General features: G+C 70.9%; 15 protein-coding genes and 1 tRNA gene. 2 read left to right on the top strand and 14 right to left on the bottom strand.

The genetic code is table 11. From position 1 onward, the window contains the following. Positions 1-16: 16 nt before the first annotated feature. Positions 17-385, top strand: a complete 369-nt coding sequence (locus Q9R26_RS07385; RefSeq protein ID WP_311227124.1) for a hotdog fold thioesterase — start codon at positions 17-19, stop codon at positions 383-385. 16 nt (positions 386-401) lie between these two features. Here Q9R26_RS07385 and Q9R26_RS07380 read toward each other — a convergent pair whose 3' ends face one another. The 6 genes from Q9R26_RS07380 to Q9R26_RS07355 form a co-directional block, all read right to left on the bottom strand. Next, entirely contained in the window at positions 402-872 is a 471-nt protein-coding gene (locus tag Q9R26_RS07380) for a GNAT family N-acetyltransferase (protein ID WP_262138225.1), read from the bottom strand. Positions 873-982: 110 nt separating this feature from the next. Beyond that, complete coding sequence (locus Q9R26_RS07375; protein ID WP_017887240.1) at positions 983-1588, bottom strand: ANTAR domain-containing response regulator; 606 nt, start codon at positions 1586-1588, stop codon at positions 983-985. A gap of 70 nt (positions 1589-1658) precedes the next feature. Next, positions 1659-1743: transfer RNA gene (locus Q9R26_RS07370), tRNA-Leu, on the bottom strand. A 55-nt stretch (positions 1744-1798) separates the two neighbouring features. Further along, complete coding sequence (locus tag Q9R26_RS07365; protein ID WP_182066412.1) at positions 1799-2968, bottom strand: GAF domain-containing protein; 1170 nt, start codon at positions 2966-2968, stop codon at positions 1799-1801. Positions 2969-3020: 52 nt separating this feature from the next. Further along, on the bottom strand, positions 3021-3419 hold the full coding sequence (locus Q9R26_RS07360) for a DUF779 domain-containing protein (RefSeq protein WP_182066411.1): 399 nt from the start codon (positions 3417-3419) through the stop codon (positions 3021-3023). Further along, entirely contained in the window at positions 3419-4960 is a 1542-nt protein-coding gene (locus Q9R26_RS07355; protein WP_311226913.1) for an aldehyde dehydrogenase family protein, read from the bottom strand. Before Q9R26_RS07355 ends, Q9R26_RS07360 begins: the two co-directional genes overlap by 1 nt. A 151-nt stretch (positions 4961-5111) precedes the next feature. Here Q9R26_RS07355 and Q9R26_RS07350 point away from each other — a divergent pair, with 151 nt between their 5' ends. Next, entirely contained in the window at positions 5112-5651 is a 540-nt protein-coding gene (locus Q9R26_RS07350; protein WP_173033968.1) for an HdeD family acid-resistance protein, read from the top strand. Positions 5652-5674: 23 nt separating this feature from the next. Here Q9R26_RS07350 and Q9R26_RS07345 read toward each other — a convergent pair whose 3' ends face one another. The 8 genes from Q9R26_RS07345 to trpC all read right to left on the bottom strand — a co-directional run bounded on the left by Q9R26_RS07345 (position 5675) and on the right by trpC (position 18775). Further along, positions 5675-6769, bottom strand: a complete 1095-nt coding sequence (locus tag Q9R26_RS07345; RefSeq protein WP_311226912.1) for a VIT1/CCC1 transporter family protein — start codon at positions 6767-6769, stop codon at positions 5675-5677. Positions 6770-6899: 130 nt separating this feature from the next. Continuing rightward, positions 6900-8345: a pyruvate kinase gene (gene pyk, locus Q9R26_RS07340; protein ID WP_110891587.1), complete on the bottom strand. Its 1446-nt coding sequence runs from the start codon at positions 8343-8345 to the stop codon at positions 6900-6902. A gap of 179 nt (positions 8346-8524) precedes the next feature. Beyond that, positions 8525-9982, bottom strand: coding sequence for a glutamate synthase subunit beta (locus Q9R26_RS07335; protein WP_182066408.1), 1458 nt, complete (start codon positions 9980-9982; stop codon positions 8525-8527). Beyond that, positions 9975-14579, bottom strand: a complete 4605-nt coding sequence (gene gltB, locus Q9R26_RS07330; protein ID WP_396136820.1) for a glutamate synthase large subunit — start codon at positions 14577-14579, stop codon at positions 9975-9977. Before gltB ends, Q9R26_RS07335 begins: the two co-directional genes overlap by 8 nt. Positions 14580-14800: 221 nt before the next feature. Beyond that, positions 14801-15787 (bottom strand): prolipoprotein diacylglyceryl transferase, encoded by a 987-nt coding sequence (gene lgt / locus Q9R26_RS07325; protein ID WP_311226911.1) that lies wholly within the window; start codon positions 15785-15787, stop codon positions 14801-14803. Between the two features lie 96 nt (positions 15788-15883). Next, the gene (trpA, locus tag Q9R26_RS07320) at positions 15884-16678 is read right to left on the bottom strand and encodes a tryptophan synthase subunit alpha (RefSeq protein WP_209134344.1); all 795 of its coding nucleotides are present in this window, start codon (positions 16676-16678) and stop codon (positions 15884-15886) included. Further along, entirely contained in the window at positions 16675-17889 is a 1215-nt protein-coding gene (trpB, locus tag Q9R26_RS07315; RefSeq protein WP_311226910.1) for a tryptophan synthase subunit beta, read from the bottom strand. Before trpB ends, trpA begins: the two co-directional genes overlap by 4 nt. 100 nt (positions 17890-17989) lie before the next feature. Further along, positions 17990-18775 (bottom strand): indole-3-glycerol phosphate synthase TrpC, encoded by a 786-nt coding sequence (gene trpC / locus Q9R26_RS07310; RefSeq protein ID WP_311227122.1) that lies wholly within the window; start codon positions 18773-18775, stop codon positions 17990-17992. Positions 18776-18780 lie beyond the last annotated feature (5 nt).

Raw genomic sequence — 18780 nt, 5'->3', positions numbered from 1 at the left:
CCTCGACGAACGCGGCATGGGCGAGCTGGCCGAGAAGATGGGCATGGTCATCACCGAGCTCTCGGCTGAGCGGGCGGTCGGTTCGATCCCCGTCGAGGGCAACCGCCAGCCGGTCGGTCTGCTGCACGGCGGCGCCTACGTCGTCCTGGCGGAGAGCCTCGGGTCGATGGCCGCGAACGTGCACGCCGGGCCCGGCCGCTACGCCGTCGGCATCGAGCTCAGCGCCTCGCACTCCCGCAGCGCGACGAGCGGCATCGTCACGGGCACGTGCACCGCCATCCACCTGGGCGGTACGCTCACCACCCACGAGATCGTCCTGACCGACGACCAGGGTCGCCGGTGCTCCACGGTGCGGATCACGAACATGATCCGCGACCGTCGCTGACCGACGGACCGACCCCTCAGTCCTCCGGCGGCCGCTGCAGCAACAGGCGGGCGTCGCCGAACCCGAGCCGCCGGTAGAGCCGCTCGCCGTCCACGCTCGAGTGCACTGACGTCCGCTCCACGCCGAGTTCGTCGGCGAGCTCCAGCAGGGCCGTGACGAGCCGTCCGGCGACGCCGGAGCCTCGCAGCTCCGGGTGCACGTAGACCGTCTGCACGTCGGCGGTCAGTCGGTGCCCCGGCCGGTCCGGCAGTGGCGGTCGCGCGACGAGCCCGAGCCAGGCCATCCCGAGCACGACGCCGTCCCGCTCCGCGACGACGCACCGGTGCGACTCCGCGTGGTCGGCCGCGAAGGCCGTCATCGCATCGCGGTAGGCCTCCACGCTCGCCGCCGGCTGCGCGCCCCCCTCGTCGACGCTCCACCGCCACCGCAGGTCTGCCACCGCCGGCATGTCGTCAGGTCGGGAGGCCCGGATCACCACGTCGTCCATGGCTCCAGCCTGCCAGGTGGTCGCGGCACACGCCCCGCCCCCCGGACGCAGGAACGCCGCCGGACCCGGGTGGGGCGGCGGCGTTCCGTGAGCGACGGTGGTGCGCTGGACTACTTCTTGGCGCTGAGCTGCTCGATGATCGCCTTCGCGACGTCGTGCATGGTCAGGCGGCGGTCCATCGAGGCCTTCTGGATCCAGCGGAACGCCTCGGGTTCGGTGAGGCCCATCTTCTCGTTCAGCAGGCCCTTGGCCCGGTCGACGAGCTTGCGGGTCTCGAAGCGCTCGACGAGGTCCGCGACCTCGGCCTCGAGCGTGATGATCTGCTGGTACCGCGAGAGGGCGATCTCGATTGCGGGGAGCAGGTCGTTCGGGGTGAAGGGCTTGACCACGTAGGCCAGCGCGCCGGCCTCGGTCGCACGCTCGACGAGGTCCTTCTGGCTGAACGCGGTCAGCAGGACGACGGGCGCGATGTGGTTCTTGGACAGCTTCTCGGCTGCGGAGATGCCGTCGAGCTGGGGCATCTTGACGTCCATCACGACGAGGTCGGGGCGGAGGTCGGTCGCGAGCTGCACGGCGGTCTCACCGTCACCGGCTTCACCGACCACGTCGAACCCGTTGTCGCGGAGGATCTCCACGATGTCGAGGCGGATGAGCGACTCGTCCTCGGCGACGACGACGCGACGGGGTGCTGGTGCTGTTGCTTCTGTGTCACTCACGGACGAAAGCCTACTAGACGACGGAAGTGCCGCATCCCAGACCACGCAGATCGAACGACGGATCGATCGTTGGTACGAGTGGCGGGACTTGAACCCGCACGCCGTGAGGCAGAGCATTTTGAGTGCCCCGTGTCTGCCGATTCCACCACACTCGCGAGGAGGCCAACACTACCAGCCCGACCCGTGCCTCCCGGCCCGTCGTCGACCGTCTCAGGAGCCCTCGAGCGCCTCGATCGCCGTCACGAGACCGGCTCGTCGCGGCGACCGCCGCGGCAGCACCGCGAGCAGCGCGCGCAGCACGAGCGCGTCGGTCGCACCGTCCGGGGTGCGCGCCCACGCGAGCAGGGCGTCGACGCCGCCGTCGGCGACGACCGACTCGCGGAACCGCAGCCGCACCAGGTCACGGACCGCGTCCACGCCCGGAGCGGCGGAGCCCGGCAGGACCGGTCCGGCGTACCGGTCGACGGCCTGGAGGCGCGCCCCGCGTTCGAGCGCGGACAGCACGCCGTCGACGTCGGTCCGGACCCCGGCCAGCCGGTACGGCCGCGACGTCACGGTCACGTCCGGCGCGTGCTGCGCGAGGACCCGCCGGAGCCGGACGACCTCGGCGCGCAGGGTGACGACCGAGCCCGGGTCACCGTAGACGGCCGCGGCGAGGTCGGTCGCCGCGAGGCCGTCGGGGTGCGCGGCGAGCACGACGAGCAGCTCGGAGTGCCGGGCGGACAGCTCGACCCGGCGGTCGGCGATCCGGAGCACGGCGGTGTCGGTCCCGAGCACGGTCAGTCGGGCCGGCGGCACGCGGGGTGTCCGCGCGCGTGGACGGACCGCGGCCAGGGCCAGCCGGGCCTCGGCGGCGGCGACCGTGGCGGCGAGCAGCGGCAGCGTGTGCCGCTCGACGGCGCGGTCGTCGCCCGTCAGGTCGAGCACCCCCACCGTGGCACCGCTCGCGTCGTGCACCGGGACGGCCGTGCACGAGAACGGCTTGACGGCGTTCGCGTAGTGCTCGTCGGACCGGATCTGCACCGGACGGTCCAGACGCAGTGCCGTGCCGGGCGCGCTGGTGCCGACGCGGTCCTCCGACCAGTCGGCTCCGGGGACGAAGCCCATGTCCTCGGCGGCACGACGCGTGGAGCGGGCGCCGTCGACCCAGACGAGACGACCCGCGGCGTCCGCGACGGCGACGACGCAGCCGGCCGAGCGGGAGTCGTCGAGCAGCAGCCGACGGACCACCGGCAGCAGGGTGGAGAGCGGGCCGTCGTGTCGTACGGCGTCGAGTTCGTCGTCGTCGAGGGCGAGGACCGGGGTGGCGTCGGGGTCGACCCGGGCGGACCGCTGCCACGACGCGGCGACGAGCGGGCGGAGCCGACCGGGTGCGCGCATGCGTCCTCCGATCGACCCCACCCGCCGCTCCGTCGCGACGCGTACGGTCAGCCTACGTCCGGGCCACGCGCGGGACCAGGCCGAGATCGGCGAGCTCGGCGTCGTCGAACATCCGCGACCGGGTGAGGAACCGTTTGCCCTCGGGGACCTCGACCGAGAACCCGCCGCCCCGACCGTCGACCACGTCGATCGTCAGGTGCGTGTACTTCCAGTACTCGAACTGCGACACCGACATGTACACCTCGACCGGCTCGAGGCCGTCGACCTGCAACGCGCCGAGCAGGACGTCCCCCGGGCCGGTCCGGAACATGCCGACGGGGTAGCACATCGGGCTCGAGCCGTCGCAGCAGCCGCCGGACTGGTGGAACATCAGCGGGCCGTGCCGGGCGGTGAGGGTGCGCAGCAGCTCCTCCGCCACCGGCGTCACCGCGACGCGTGCGGTGTCGGGCATCAGAAGAAGCCCATCGGTCCATCGGCGTAGGAGACGAGCAGGTTCTTCGTCTGCTGGTAGTGGTCGAGCATCATCTTGTGGTTCTCGCGCCCGATGCCGGACTGCTTGTAGCCGCCGAAGGCGGCACCCGCCGGGTACTGGTGGTACGTGTTCGACCACACGCGCCCGGCCTGGATGTCACGTCCGGCGCGGTACAGGGTCGTGACGTCTCGGCTCCACACCCCGGCGCCGAGCCCGTACAGGGTGTCGTTGGCCGTGGCGATCGCGTCGTCGTAGCCGCTGAAGGACGTCAGGGCGAGCACGGGCCCGAAGATCTCTTCCTGGAAGATCCGCATCGAGTTGTCGCCCTCGAACACCGTCGGCGTGACGTAGTAGCCGCCGGAGAGTTCGCCGCCCAGGTCGGCGCGCTCGCCACCGGTCAGGAGCTTCGCGCCCTCCTGCTTGCCGATGTCGATGTAGCTCAGGATCTTCTCGAGCTGGTCGTTGGACGCCTGGGCGCCGATCATCGTCGACAGGTCGAGCGGGTGTCCCTGCTTGACGGCACGCACGCGTTCCAGGCCGTCGGCGACGAACCCGTCGTAGATCTCCTTCGCCACGAGTGCCCGGGACGGACACGTGCAGACCTCGCCCTGGTTGAGGTTGAAGAAGGTGAAGCCCTCGAGCGCCTTGTCGTAGAAGGAGTCCTCCTCGGCCGCCACGTCGCGGAAGAACACGTTCGGGCTCTTGCCGCCGAGCTCGAGCGTCACCGGGATGAGGCTCTGCGACGCGTACTGCATGATCAGCCGCCCGGTGGTGGTCTCCCCCGTGAAGGCGATCTTCCGGATGTCGGGGTGCTGCGCGAGCGGTGCGCCGACCTCGATACCGAAGCCGTTGACGACGTTGAGTACCCCGGCGGGAAGCAGGTCGCGGATGAGCTCGACGAGCACGTGGATGGACGCCGGGGTCTGCTCGGCGGGCTTCAGCACGACGCAGTTGCCGGCGGCGAGGGCCGGTGCGAGCTTCCACACGGCCATCAGGATCGGGAAGTTCCAGGGGATGATCTGCCCGACGACGCCGAGCGGTTCGTGGAAGTGGTAGGCCACGGTGTCGTGGTCGATCTCGCCGGCGGAGCCCTCCTGCGCACGGATCGCCCCGGCGAAGTACCGGAAGTGGTCGATCGCGAGCGGGATGTCGGCGCCGAGGGTCTCGCGGATCGGCTTGCCGTTCTCCCACGTCTCGGCGACGGCGAGCATCTCGAGGTGCTCCTCCATGCGGTCCGCGATCTTGTTGAGGATGACGGCACGTTCGGCCGCGCTCGTCCGGCCCCAGGCCGGGAACGCCTTCCAGGCGGCGGCGACGGCGCGGTCGACGTCCGTGGAGTCACCGCGTGCGACCTCGGTGAAGACCTTGCCCGTGACGGGCGTCGGGTTCTCGAAGTACTGCCCGCTGGCGGACGGCACGTACTCACCGCCGATGAAGTGGTCGTACCGGGATCGGTACTCGACCAGGGAGCCGGGCTCGCCGGGTGCGGCGTAGCTGGTGGGCGCGGGTGCGATGGTCATGGTGGTGCCCTTTCGACGACGCTGTCGGGGCGCACGGGTCGCGCGCCTGCTCCGCACCGTACGACCGCGGGGGTTGCAGGTCGTTGCACGGCCCGCGGCTCCGACGGGTAGCGTGCTGGACACCAGCGCCGGCGAACAGGGAGGAGCGCTCGTGGATTCTCGTGCCGTCAGGACGTTCCGGGTGTTCGTCGTCGTCACCGCCGTCGTCGCCATCGCACTGGGCATCGTGGCGATCGTCTGGCCCCGCCCGTCGCTCGTGCTCGTGGCGCTGCTGTTCGGCGTGTACCTCGTCGTGGCCGGGGCACTGCGCGTCTTCGCCGCGGTGCGGGGCCACGGTACCCGCCCGGTGTGGCGGTGGACGTCCGGCATCGTCGGCGGCCTGGTCGCGGTCGCGGGGCTCGTGACGCTGCTCGACCCGGCGATCCCGCTCGTCGTCTACGCCGTGCTCGCCGGGGTCGGGTTCCTGATCGAGGGGGTCGCCGCGATCGTCGGCGGCTTCGTCGGACACCCGGGATCGTCACGCGTCCCGACGGTCGTCAGTGGCGTGCTGTCGATCATCGGTGGCATCGTCGTGCTCGTCGCGCCCGGACTCGCGCTGACCGTCTTCATGGTCTTCGCCGGCATCGCGCTCATCGTCGTCGGGGCCGCGGCCCTGCTCCTCCTGCCGCCGCGCGCCGCCGTCCGCCGGTAGCCGCCGCGCGCCGCCGTCCGCCGCTAGGCCGAACCGGTGCCGAAGAGCAGCCCGAGTGCGTAGGTGACGATCGCCGCACCGAACCCGATGGCGAGCTGCCGGAAGGCCCGCTTGCCGGGGGACGCTCCGCTCAGCACGCCGACGACGGCACCGGTGCCGAGCAGGGCGATGCCCACCAGCCCGCCCGCCACGGCGATCGCCGGCCACCCCCGCATGCCGAACAGGAACGGCAGCACCGGGATGACCGCGCCCGAGGCGAAGAAGCAGAAGCTCGACACCGCGGCGCTCAGCCCGGTGCCGACCGCCTCGTGGTCGTCCGCGACCGCGGTCGGACCCGTCGCCGGCCGCCGCTCGCCGATGCCGGACAGCACCTGCGCGGCGTGCTCGGTCGCCTCCGCCTCGGACATCCCGCGCGCCCGGTAGACCAGCGCGAGCTCGTTCGCGTCGACGTCGAGGTCCGACACCGCCCTGCCGGCCTCGGGATGCGGCGCGGACGCCTCGAGCAGTTCGCGCTGCGACCGGACGGAGACGTACTCCCCCGCCCCCATCGACAACGCGCCGGCGAGCAGGCCGGCGATGCCGCTCAGCAGCACGAAGTGCCGATCGGCCCCGGAGGCACTGATGCCGATGATGAGCGCCAGGTTCGACACCAGGCCGTCGTTCGCGCCGAACACCGCCGCCCGGAACGTGCCGGAGAGCCGCATCCGGCCGCGGTTCGCGAGCCCGCGCACGACCTCGCCGTGGATCCGCTCGTCGGCGGCCATCCGCGCGGTCGCGTCCGAGTCGTCGGCGTACGGCGAGCGGTCCTCGGCGCGCTGCATGAGCGCGAGGACGAAGACCGACCCGAACCGCTTGGCCAGCACGGCGAGCACCCGGGTGCGCAGGCTCCCCCGCTCCGGTCGTCCGACGTCGTCGCCGAGCAGGTCGAGCCAGTGGTCGGCGTGCCGCCCTTCGGCCTCGGCCAGCGCGGCGAGGATCTCGCGTTCCTCGCCGGAACGGCGGGCAGCGAGGTTGCGGTACACGGCCGCTTCGGCACGTTCGTCGGCCAGGTAGCGACGCCAGCGGCGGACGTCGGCGCGCGACGCCGGGGTGTCGGATCGGAGGCTCACAGCGACCATCCTGCCGCCTGCGGCCGACGTCCGGTCACCACCAGGGCCGTGGAGACGCGGCAGGGCGCGGACCGGGGGCGGTCGACGCTGCTCGCGCCGGGCCTCCAGTCCGCGCCCTGGTGGCGACGGATCCCTCGGATCAGTCCCGGACGTAGGCCGGGGCGGCCTCGGCGTGGGCGTCGCCCACCCGGTGCACGCGCAGGTCGTTCGTCGAGCCCTCGATGCCGGGAGGGGACCCGGCCGTCACGATGACGCGGTCGCCGGGAGCGGCCAGGCCGTTCTCGAGGAGGACGTCGTCCACCTGCGAGAAGAGCTCGTCGGTGTGGGTCTTCCGCTCCACCAGGAACGAACGGACTCCCCAGGTGAGGGCCATCCGGCGGCGCGTGGCCTCGTTCGGGGTGAAGGCGATGATCGGCAGACCGTGGCGCAGACGCGACATGCGGCGGGCCGAGTCACCGGACTCGGTGAAGACGCAGAGGTACGACGCCTCGGTGAACTCGGCGATCTCGACGGCGGCGAGGGTGATCGCACCGCCGAGGGTGCGCGGCTTGGTGCCGAGTGGCGCGATGCGCTCGAGACCGTGGTCCTCGGTGGACTCGACGATGCGGGCCATGGTGCGGACGGTCTGCACCGGGTACTCACCGACGCTCGTCTCACCGGACAGCATGACCGCGTCCGCACCGTCGAGGACGGCGTTGGCGACGTCGGAGGTCTCCGCGCGGGTGGGGATCGGCGACGAGATCATCGACTCGAGCATCTGCGTCGCGACGATGACCGGCTTGGCCATGCGGCGGGACAGCTCGACGGCGCGCTTCTGCACGATCGGGACGGCCTCGAGCGGGAGCTCGACGCCGAGGTCACCGCGGGCGACCATGATGCTGTCGAAGGCGTCGATGATCTCCTCGAGGGCGTCGACGGCCTGGGGCTTCTCGACCTTGGCGATGACCGGCAGGCGCTTGCCCTCTTCGTCCATGATCTCGTGGGCACGCACGACGTCGCTCGCGTTGCGCACGAACGACAGCGCGATGAGGTCGGCGCCCTGGCGGATCGCCCAGCGCAGGTCGGCCTCGTCCTTCTCGCTCAGCGCGGGGACGTTGACGGCGACACCGGGCAGGTTGATGCCCTTGTTGTTGGACACCGTGCCGGGGACGACGACCTCGGTGCGGACCCGCACGCCGTCGGTGTCGAGGACACGGAGGCGGACACGGCCGTCGTCGATGAGCAGCGGGTCGCCGGGCTTGACGTCCTGCGGCAGGCCCTTGAACGTCGTGCCGCAGATCTCCTTCGAGCCCGGGACGTCCTCGGTCGTGATGGTGAAGACGTCACCGACCGCCAGGTCGTGCGGGCCGTCGGCGAAGCGTGCCAGACGGATCTTCGGACCCTGCAGGTCGACGAGGATCGCGACGGGCTTGCCGAGTTCTTCGGCGGCACGACGGACGTTGACGTAGTTGGCCTCGTGGACGCTGTAGTCACCGTGGCTGAGGTTGAGGCGGGCGACGTCGACGCCCGCTTCGATGATCTCCTTGACGGTCTCGTAGTCCGACGTTGCCGGTCCGAGCGTCGAAACGATCTTTGCGCGTCTCAATGGATTCCTTCGTGGTGGTGGATGGAGCTTGGGTTTCCGCGCTGTGGGGCCGCGCGGAACGGATCGAGGCCACCAGCACCCTACCGAGTGCTGGTGGCCTCACGCTCACGGGAGCGTGAGCATCTGGTGGAGACGGTCCGCCGTCCGGCGGCGGTCCGACATCTGGTGCGCGTCCGACATCAGACGGAGATCGCCCGGTCGGTCGCCTTGACCGGTGCCGGCAGGATCGTGGAGCCCTCGAGGTACTCGTCGACCTGTGCGGCCGCGGCACGGCCCTCGGCGATCGCCCAGACGATGAGCGACTGCCCACGACCCGCGTCGCCGGCGACGAACACCCCGGCCTCGTTGGTCGCGTAGTCGGCACGGCGGTCGAGCGCCCCCGAGACCGTCGTCGGCAGACCGAGCTGCGGCTCGATCGTGTCCGACTCGGGGCCGGTGAAGCCCATCGCGATGAGGACGAGGTCGGCCGGGATCTCCCGCTCGCTGCCCGCCTTCGGGACCCGTCGGCCGTCGAGGTACTCGGTCTCGGCGACCCGCAGCGCACGGACCTCGCCGGCGTCGTTCGACAGGAACTCGACGGTGGAGGCGAGGAAGTGCCGCTCGCCGCCCTCTTCGTGGGCGCTCGTGACCTCGAACACGGTCGGGAACATCGGCCACGGCTGGTCGGACGGACGCTCGAGCGGCGGCTGCTTGCCGATCGCCAGGTTCGTCACGCTCAACGCGCCCTGGCGGTGGGCGGTGCCGATGCAGTCCGCGCCGGTGTCGCCACCGCCGATGACGACGACGTGCTTGCCCTCGGCCGTGATCTGGTTGTCGACCGTCGTGCCCGCGTTCGCCTTGTTCTGCTGGACCAGGTAGTCCATCGCGAAGTGCACGCCCTCGAGGTCGCGCCCCGGGATCGGGAGGTCGCGCGGCACCGTGGCACCGGTGGCGACGACGACCGCGTCGTAGCGCGACTTCAGGTCGTCCCAGGTGATGTCCTTGCCGATCTCGACCCCGGCACGGAACCGGGTGCCCTCGGCCTGCATCTGGGCGAGGCGCGCGTCGATCTGGCGCTTCTCCATCTTGAAGTCCGGGATGCCGTAGCGGAGCAGGCCGCCGATGCGGTCGTCCCGCTCGTAGACGGCGACCGTGTGGCCGGCACGCGTGAGCTGCTGCGCGGCGGCGAGGCCGGCGGGGCCGGAGCCCACGACGGCGACGGTCTTGCCCGTCAGGCGCTCCGGCGGGTGCGGGGTGACCCAGCCGTTCTGGAACGCCTGGTCGATGATCGAGACCTCGACCTGCTTGATCGTCACCGGGGGCTGGTTGATGCCGAGCACGCACGAGGACTCGCACGGTGCCGGGCAGAGCCGACCCGTGAACTCCGGGAAGTTGTTCGTCTCGTGCAGGCGCTCGATCGCCTGCCGGCCCTCACCGCGCCAGGTCAGGTCGTTCCACTCCGGGATCAGGTTGCCGAGCGGGCAGCCCTGGTGGCAGAACGGCACGCCGCAGTCCATGCAGCGGCCGGCCTGGCGCTTCAGGACACCGGACTCCTGCTGCTCGTAGACCTCTTTCCAGTCCATGAGCCGCACGGGCACGGGTCGCCGGGGCGGCAGTTCGCGTTCCTGGACCTTCAGGAATCCCTTGGGGTCAGCCACCGGTCACCTCCATGATCCTGTTCCAAACGATGTCACCGTCGGGGTCGAGCCCCTCGTCGACGGCCTGTCTGCGTGTCTCGAGCACCGCCGCGTAGTCGCGCGGCAGCACCTTGACGAAGTCGCTCAGGTCTCCGGACGCCAGCAGGTCGGACGCGAGCGTCGACCCCGTCTCGTCGGCGTGCCGGGTGAGCAGGTCGGTGACGATCTCGACGTCGGCGCTGTCGAGCGCCTCGAGCCGGAGTTCGCCGGACATCAGGGCGTCGGTGTTCACGTGCTCCTCGCGGAGCCCACGGACGTACGCCGTCCCACCGGACATACCGGCACCGAGGTTCCGGCCGGTCTCGCCGAGGATGAGCGCGAGCCCGCCCGTCATGTACTCGAGCGCGTGGTCGCCCACGCCCTCGACGACGGCTGTGGCACCGGAGTTCCGCACCAGGAACCGTTCACCCACGATGCCGCGGATGAACATGCTGCCCTGGGTGGCGCCGTACCCGATGACGTTGCCGGCGATGACGTTCTCGGCGGGGTCGAAGCCCGAACCGGCGTCGGGACGGACGACGATCTGGCCGCCGGAGAGCCCCTTGCCGACGTAGTCGTTGCTGTCGCCGATGAGCCGCAGCGTGATGCCCGCCGGCAGGAACGCGCCGAGCGACTGCCCGGCGGAACCGCGCAGCGTCACGTCGATCGAACCGTTCGGCAGACCGTGCTCGCCGTGTCGCAGGGTCACCTGGTGGCCGAGCATGGTGCCGACGGCACGCTCGGTGTTGCGGATGGGCAGGTCGAGCGCGATCGAACCGCCGTGGTCGAGCACGTCCGCGGTCTGCTGGATGAGCTGCACGTCGAAGTGCTGGTCCAGCTCGTGGTCCTGCTCGCGGTGGTGGCGGCGCGGTTCGGCGTCGTCGAAGCGCGGTCCCTTGAGCACCGGCGCGAGGTCGAGCCCGGAGGCCTTCCAGTGCTCGACGGCACGGTCGACGTCGAGCACGTCGGTCTGCCCGATCGCCTCGTCGAGGCTGCGGAAGCCGAGCTCGGCGAGGAGCTCGCGGACCTCTTGCGCGATGAACTCGAAGAAGTTGACGACGAACTCGGGCTTGCCGGAGAACCGTTTGCGGAGCTCGGGGTTCTGCGTGGCGACGCCGACCGGGCAGGTGTCCAGGTGGCAGACGCGCATCAGGATGCAGCCCTCGACCACGAGTGGTGCGGTGGCGAAGCCGTACTCCTCGGCCCCGAGCAACGCGGCCACGACGACGTCGCGCCCGGTCTTCATCTGCCCGTCCACCTGCACGACGACGCGGTCGCGCATGCCGTTCAGCATGAGCGTCTGCTGGGTCTCGGCCAGGCCGATCTCCCACGGCGTGCCGGCGTGCTTGAGCGAGTTCAGCGGGCTCGCGCCGGTGCCGCCGTCGTGGCCGGACACGAGCACGACGTCGGCCAGGGCCTTCGTCACGCCGGCCGCGACCGCACCGATGCCGGACTGGCTCACGAGCTTCACGTGGACGCGCGCGGCCGGGTTGGCGCGCTTGACGTCGAAGATCAGCTGCTTGAGGTCCTCGATGGAGTAGATGTCGTGGTGCGGCGGCGGCGAGATGAGCCCGACGCCCGCGGTGGCGTGCCGGGTGCGGGCCACCCACGGGTAGACCTTCGCCGGGGGCAGCTGCCCGCCCTCGCCGGGCTTCGCGCCCTGCGCCATCTTGAGCTGGATGTCGGTGGCGTGCGTCAGGTACATGCTCGTCACGCCGAAGCGGCCGGAGGCGACCTGCTTGATCGCGCTGCGACGCTCGGGGTCGAGCAACCGGTCGACGTCCTCGCCACCCTCGCCCGTGTTCGATCGGCCACCGAGTCGGTTCATCGCGATGGCGAGCGTCTCGTGGGCCTCCTTCGAGATGGACCCGTACGACATCGCACCCGTGTTGAACCGCTTGACGATCGACTCGATCGACTCGACCTCGTCGAGCGCGATGGGCTTCCGAGCGCCCTGCTTGAACCGGAACAGCCCGCGGAGCGTCATGAGCTGCTCGGACTGGTCGTCCACGGCGCTCGAGTACTCGCGGAAGATGTCGTACCGGCGAGCACGGGTGGCGTGCTGCAGGCGGAACACCGTGTCCGGGTTGAACAGGTGCGGCGGGCCCTGCCGGCGCCACTGGTACTCGCCACCGATCTGCAGCCGCTCGTGGGAGAGCACCGCGCCGTCCTGCGGGTACGCCTGGGCGTGCCGCTCGGCGTTCTCCTTGGCGATGACGTCGATGTCGACGCCACCCAGGATCGACGAGGTGCCCGTGAAGTACCTGTCGACGAACTCCTGGCTGAGCCCGACGGCCTCGAACGCCTGTGCGCCCGCGTAGCTGGACACCGTGGAGATGCCCATCTTCGACATGATCTTCAGGACGCCCTTGCCGAGCGCCTTGATGACGTTCTTGACGGCCTGCTCCGGTGTGATCCCGGGGATCATGCCGGCTCGCACCAGGTTCTCGCAGGTCTCCATCGCCAGGTACGGGTTGATCGCCGAGGCGCCGTACCCGATGAGGGTCGCCACGTGGTGGACCTCGCGCACGTCGCCGGCCTCGACGATGAGCCCGACCTTCATCCGCTGCTCGGTGCGGATCAGGTGGTGGTGGACCGCGGCGAGGAGCAGCAGGCTCGGCACCGGTGCCTGCTCGGAGTTGCCGTCGCGGTCGGACAGCACGATGAACTGCTTGCCGGACTCGATCGCGGCGTCGACCTCGTCGCACACGGCGGCGATGCGCTTCTGCATCGCCTTCTTGCCGGCGTCGACGCGGTACAGGCCCTTGATCGTGACGGTCAGGTGGCGACCCGACTCGGTCTCGAAGTGCTGGACCTTGGCGAGCTGGTCGTTGTCGATCACCGGGAAGTCGAGCGTGATCTGCTTCGCGTGCTCGGGGCCGGCGGAGAGCAGGTTGCGCTCCGGACCGAGCCCCATCCCCATCGAGGTGATGACCTGCTCGCGGATCGAGTCGAGCGGCGGGTTGGTCACCTGCGCGAACTGCTGCGTGAAGTAGTCGAACAGCAGTCGCGGACGCTCCGACAGCACGGCGATCGGGGTGTCCGAACCCATCGCGCCGAGGGGCTCGGCCCCCGCTGCCGCCATCGGGCGGAGCAGGATCCGGACCTCTTCCTCGGTGTACCCGAACGCGCGCTGCCGTCGGGTGACCGAGGCCGGGGTGTGCACGATGTGCTCGCGCTCCGGCAGGTCGTTGAGGTTGATGCGGCCGGCTTCGAGCCAGTCTCCCCACGGCCCCGAGGCGGCGAGCTCGCGCTTGACCTCGTCGTCCTCGATGATGCGCCCGGCCTCGGTGTCCACCAGGAACATCCGGCCCGGACGCAGGCGGCCCTTGCGCACGACCTTGGCGGACGGCACGTCGATGACGCCCGTCTCGGAGCCCATGACGATGAGGCCGTCGTCCGTGACCAGGAAGCGTCCGGGGCGCAGGCCGTTGCGGTCGAGGGTGGCGCCGACGAGTGAGCCGTCGGTGAAGGTGATCGCGGCGGGGCCGTCCCACGGCTCCATGAGCATCGAGTGGTACTCGTAGAACGCGCGGAGGTCCGGATCCATCCCGACCTGGTTCTCCCACGCCTCGGGCACCATCATCGACACGGCGTGCGGCAAGGTCCGGCCGGTCAAGGTCAGCAGCTCGAGGACCTCGTCGAACGAGGCCGAGTCGCTCGCCCCCGGGCTCACGATGGGCAGCAGCGGCGCCATGTCGCCGAGCAGTTCGCTCTCGAGCTGCGACTGGCGCGCGCGCATCCAGTTGCGGTTGCCGCGCACCGTGTTGATCTCGCCGTTGTGGGCGATCGTCCGGAACGGCTGCGCGAGCGGCCACGACGGGAACGTGTTGGTGGAGTACCGCGAGTGCACGATCGCGAGCTTCGAAGCGAAGCGCCCGTCGCTGAGGTCCGGGTAGAACGGCTCGAGCTGGAGCGTCGTGACCATGCCCTTGTAGACCATGGTGCGGCTCGACAGCGACATGAAGTACAGGTCGTTGTCGTGCTCGGCGCGCTTGCGGAGCCGGAAGGCCTGGCGGTCCAGCGCGATGCCGCTCCACGAGGCACCGTGCACGTCGTGCCGGATGGAGGCGACGAACAGCTGCTCGAACGCCGGCATCGCGGCACGGGCCAGCGTGCCGAGGACCTCCGGACGCACCGGGACCTCGCGCCACCCGAGGACCTTCAGGCCCTCTTCGCGGGCGAGCCGCTCGACGGCACCCTTCACCGCGTGGCGCGCGTCGTCGTCCAGGGGCAGGTAGGCGGTACCGACGGCGTACTCCCCCGCTGCCGGCAGCTCGAAGGGTACGACGGCCCGGAGGAACTCGTCGGGCACCTGGCACAGGATGCCCGCGCCGTCACCGGTACCCGCGTCGGAGCCCACGGCACCGCGGTGCTCGAGGTTCCGGAGCGCACCGAGCGCCGCGTCGACGATGTCGTGTCCGGGCGTGCCGCGCAGGGTCGCGACCATCGCGAGTCCGCAGGCGTCCTTCTCGTTCGCCGGGTCGTACATGCCCGTGGCGTCCGGGATCGCGGAGAAGCGGCGGTGCGGCGGCACGAGGCTCGTCGGTGCCGAGGGCTGGGTTGGCTGGAGCGCCATGGGGAACCGTCCTCACGAGGAAGTGGAACAGGGACAGCGGTGGCCCGGTGGTGCGTTCCGCCCGAGCGGGCGGGACTGGTGCCCGTGCCCGCCGTCAGTGAGTTGCCCTGTCGGCCGGCGAGGTTGCTGGGCCCCGCTTGTGGCGGAGACCGTCTGGTGCTGCTGCTGGTGGTGCTGCACGTGACCGGTGGTCGTCGGGAGCGGGTGCTCCCACCACGGGATCAGCGAGTGGTCGTGACCGGTTCGTCGCTCGTGACGCCGTCTGCTGCGTCGTCATCGTGCTCCGAGAAGGTGTCCTCGGAGTCTACAACGGAGGCCGGACGGGGCCCGCGACCAGGCAGGTACGGGCTCGGCTCCTTGCCGGTGTGCCGACGGCTCTGCACCACGAAGATCAGGATGCCGATGACGACCGCGGCGAGGGCGACCCACACGTTGGTGCGGACGCCGGAGAAGGTCTCGCTCGTGTCGACGCGGATGGACTCGAGCACCGAGCGTCCGGCGCCGTACCAGATCAGGTACAGACCGAGGACCTTGCCCCACTGCAACGTGAACTTGCGCGCCAAGAAGAGGATGACGACGACGCCGAGGACGTTCCAGACGATCTCGTACAGGAACGTCGGGTGGAACAGCGTGCCCTCGGGCAGGCCCTTCGGGAACGCGGCGTTGCTCGAGTCGATCTCGAGGCCCCAGGGCAGGCTCGTCGGCATGCCGAAGAGCTCCTGGTTGAAGTAGTTGCCCAGGCGGCCGAAGGCCTGCGCGAGCAGGACGCCCGGCACCACGGCGTCGATGAACGACGTGAACCGCAGGCCCACCTGGCGGCAGCCGATCCACGCGCCCACCGAACCGAGGATGAGCGCCCCGAAGATCGCGAGCCCGCCCTCCCAGATGTACAGGAAGGACAGCGGGTCGATGCCGGGGCCGAAGTAGTCGGACACGTGGGTGAACACGTGGAAGAGGCGACCGCCGATGATGCCGGCGGGCACGGCCCAGATCGCGATGTCGATGATGATCCAGCGCTCGACGCCACGGGCGTTGAGTCGTCGGTTCGCCAGGACGACCGCGGCCACGATCCCGATCAGGATGCAGATCGCGTACGCGTGGATGCGGAAGTCGAGGGGCAGCGACCAGCCGAACGCGTCGCGCAGCCAGGCGGTCAGGTCGAAGTACTGCCAGGCGGTGCTCGGGCTCGGGATGCTCAGGAGGGGCATGGAGGTGCTGTCGCCTTTCGGAACTGACGGGGCGCGGTCGACGTGGCGTCGGCCTCGCTCACTGTAGCGCGGCTCGCGGGCCGGACAGGAACTGGACTAGCGGCGGCGGGCGCCGGTGGCGAGGTCGGCGGCACGGTCGGCGACACCCTGCACACCGAGGTCGGCCAGCGCGCGGACGAACGCGGACCCGACGATGGCACCGTCGGCGTACTCGAGCACCTCGCCGACCTGCTCAGCCGTCGATATCCCGAGGCCGACGCACGTGCGCTCGACCCCGGCGTCGCGCAGACGCGACACCACGGTGCGTGCGGCGACGTCGACGCCGACCCGGGCACCGGTCACACCCATCGTCGAGACCGCGTACACGAACCCACGGCTGGCCTCGACCGCCTGGCGCATGCGCTCGTCGGAGGACGACGGCGCGGCGAGGAAGACCCGGTCGAGCCCGGTCCGCTCGGAGGCCTCGGTCCACGCGGAGGCCTCGTCGGGGATGAGGTCGGGCGTGATGAGGCCGGCGGCACCGGCGGCGACGAGATCGTCGGCGAAGCGGTCCACGCCGTAGCGCAGCACCGGGTTCCAGTACGTCATGACGAGGACCGGCACGTCGGCCCGCTCGGTGATCTGCTGCACGGCGTCGAAGACCTGTGCCACCCGGAAGCCGTTCGCCAGGCTCTCCTCGGCCGCCCGCTGGATCACGGGGCCGTCCATCACCGGGTCGGAGTACGGCAAGCCGAACTCGATGACGTCCACGCCGTTCTCGGCGAGGGCGACGGCGGCGTCGACGCTGGTCTGCAGGTTCGGGTACCCGGCGGGCAGGTAGCCGACGACGGCTCCGGCGCGCTCGGCGTTGGCGGTGTCGATCGTCGTCGCGACGCTCCGGTTCGTGGTCACAGCTGCACCGCGTTCTCGTCGAGGATGCCGAAGTAGCGACTGGCGGACGCGACGTCCTTGTCACCCCGGCCGGACAGGTTCACGAGCACGACACCCTCGGGGCCGAGCTCCTTGCCGAGCTTGATGGCACCGGCGAGGGCGTGGGAGGACTCGATCGCCGGGATGATGCCCTCGGTCTGGCTCAGCAGGCGGAACGCCTCCATCGCCTCGGTGTCGGTGATCGGCTGGTACTCCGCACGGCCGATCGACGCAAGGTACGCGTGCTCCGGTCCGACGCTCGGGTAGTCGAGTCCGGCGGAGATGCTGTGGCTCTCGATCGTCTGGCCGTCCTCGTCCTGCATCAGGTACGACTTCGCACCCTGCAGCACGCCCTCGCGACCGAGCGTGATGCTCGCCGCGTGCCGGCCGGTCTCGATGCCGTCGCCGCCGGCCTCGAAGCCGTGCAGTGCGACGGACTCGTCGTCGAGGAACGCCTCGAAGATGCCCATCGCGTTCGAACCACCGCCGACACACGCCGCAACGGCGTCCGGCAGGCGCCCGACGCGGTCGAGGACCTGCTGGCGTGCCTCCTCGCCGATGACCTTGTGGAACTCGCGCACCATCTCGGGGAACGGGTGCGGACCGGCGACCGTGCCGAGCAGGTAGTGCGTCGACTCGACGTTGGCGACCCAGTCGCGCAGGGCGTCGTTGATGGCGTCCTTCAGGGTGCGCGAACCGGTCTCGACAGGGATCACCTCGGCGCCGAGCAGGCGCATCCGGGCCACGTTGAGGGCCTGTCGCTCGGTGTCCACGGCGCCCATGTAGACGACGCACTCCATGCCGAACAGTGCGGCAGCGGTCGCGGTGGCGACGCCGTGCTGGCCGGCACCCGTCTCGGCGATCAGGCGGGTCTTGCCGAGCCGACGGGCGACGAGCGCCTGGCCGAGGACGTTGTTGATCTTGTGGGACCCGGTGTGGTTCAGGTCCTCGCGCTTCAGGATGACCCGGGCACCACCGGCGTGCTTCGCGAACCGCGGCACCTCGGTGATGATCGAGGGGCGCCCGGTGTAGTCGCGCTGCAGCTCGTCGAGCTCCGCCCGGAACGCCGGGTCCGCCCAGGCCTGACGGAAGGCGGCCTCGAGCTCGTCGAGCGCGAGGACGAGCGACTCGGGGACGAAGCGTCCGCCGAAGTCGCCGAAGTAGGGGCCGTGCAGGTCGCGGAGTGAGGTCACGATGTGTCTCCCGGGACGAGTCCGACGCGGCCGGTCAGCCGCGTCGGACGGGTGGAACGTGCGGCCGCGGTCGGCGGCCTCGATGCGTGGGCGGAGCCGGTCAGGCCCGGTCGGCGGCGTCGACGAACGACGCCAGGGTCGCGGCGGGGTCGTCCCCCGTCACGAGCGCTTCGCCGACCAGGACGACGTCGGCACCCGCTGCTCGGTAGTGGGCGACGTCGACCGGACCGGAGACCGCCGACTCGGCGACGCGCACGACCCCGTCGGGGATGCGGTCGGCGAGCGACCCGAACAGGTCGCGGTCCAGCGAGAAGTCGGTGAGGTCCCGTGCGTTGACGCCGAGGATGCGGGCACCGGCGTCGAGGCCACGCGTGACCTCGTCACCGGAGTGCGCCTCGACCAGCACGCGCATGCCGAGTTCTTCGGCCAGGGTGTGCAGCTCGACCAGGCGGGCCTGCTCGAGCGCCGCCACGATGAGCAGCACGACGTCGGCTCCGGACGCCCGGGCCTCGATCACCTGGTACGGGTCGGCGATGAAGTCCTTGCGGAGCACGGGCACCCCGACACGAGCCTTCACGGCTTCGAGGTCGGCGAGGCTGCCGAGGAACTTGCGCCCCTCGGTCAGGACGCTGATCGTCGAGGCCCCGCCACGCTCGTAGTCGGCGGCCAGGGCTGCAGGATCGGCAATCGCGGCCATCGACCCGCGGGACGGGCTGGCTCGCTTGACCTCGGCGATGATCTTCACCCGGTCGCCCGGGCTGAGGAACGCGAGGGCGTCGAGCGGCGACGCCACCCGGTCGAGGTCGCGTTCGACGTCCGAGTACGGACGGTCGACACGACGGGCGGCGGCGTCCTCGAGCGCGCCCGCGACGAGGGTCTCGAGCACGTTCG

This window comes from Curtobacterium sp. BRB10 (assembly GCF_031844325.1).
In the GTDB taxonomy this organism is placed as follows: Bacteria; Actinomycetota; Actinomycetes; order Actinomycetales; family Microbacteriaceae; genus Curtobacterium; species Curtobacterium poinsettiae_A.
The sequence above is the reverse complement of the archived record's forward strand: the minus strand, read 5'-3'. Positions and strand labels throughout refer to the sequence as shown.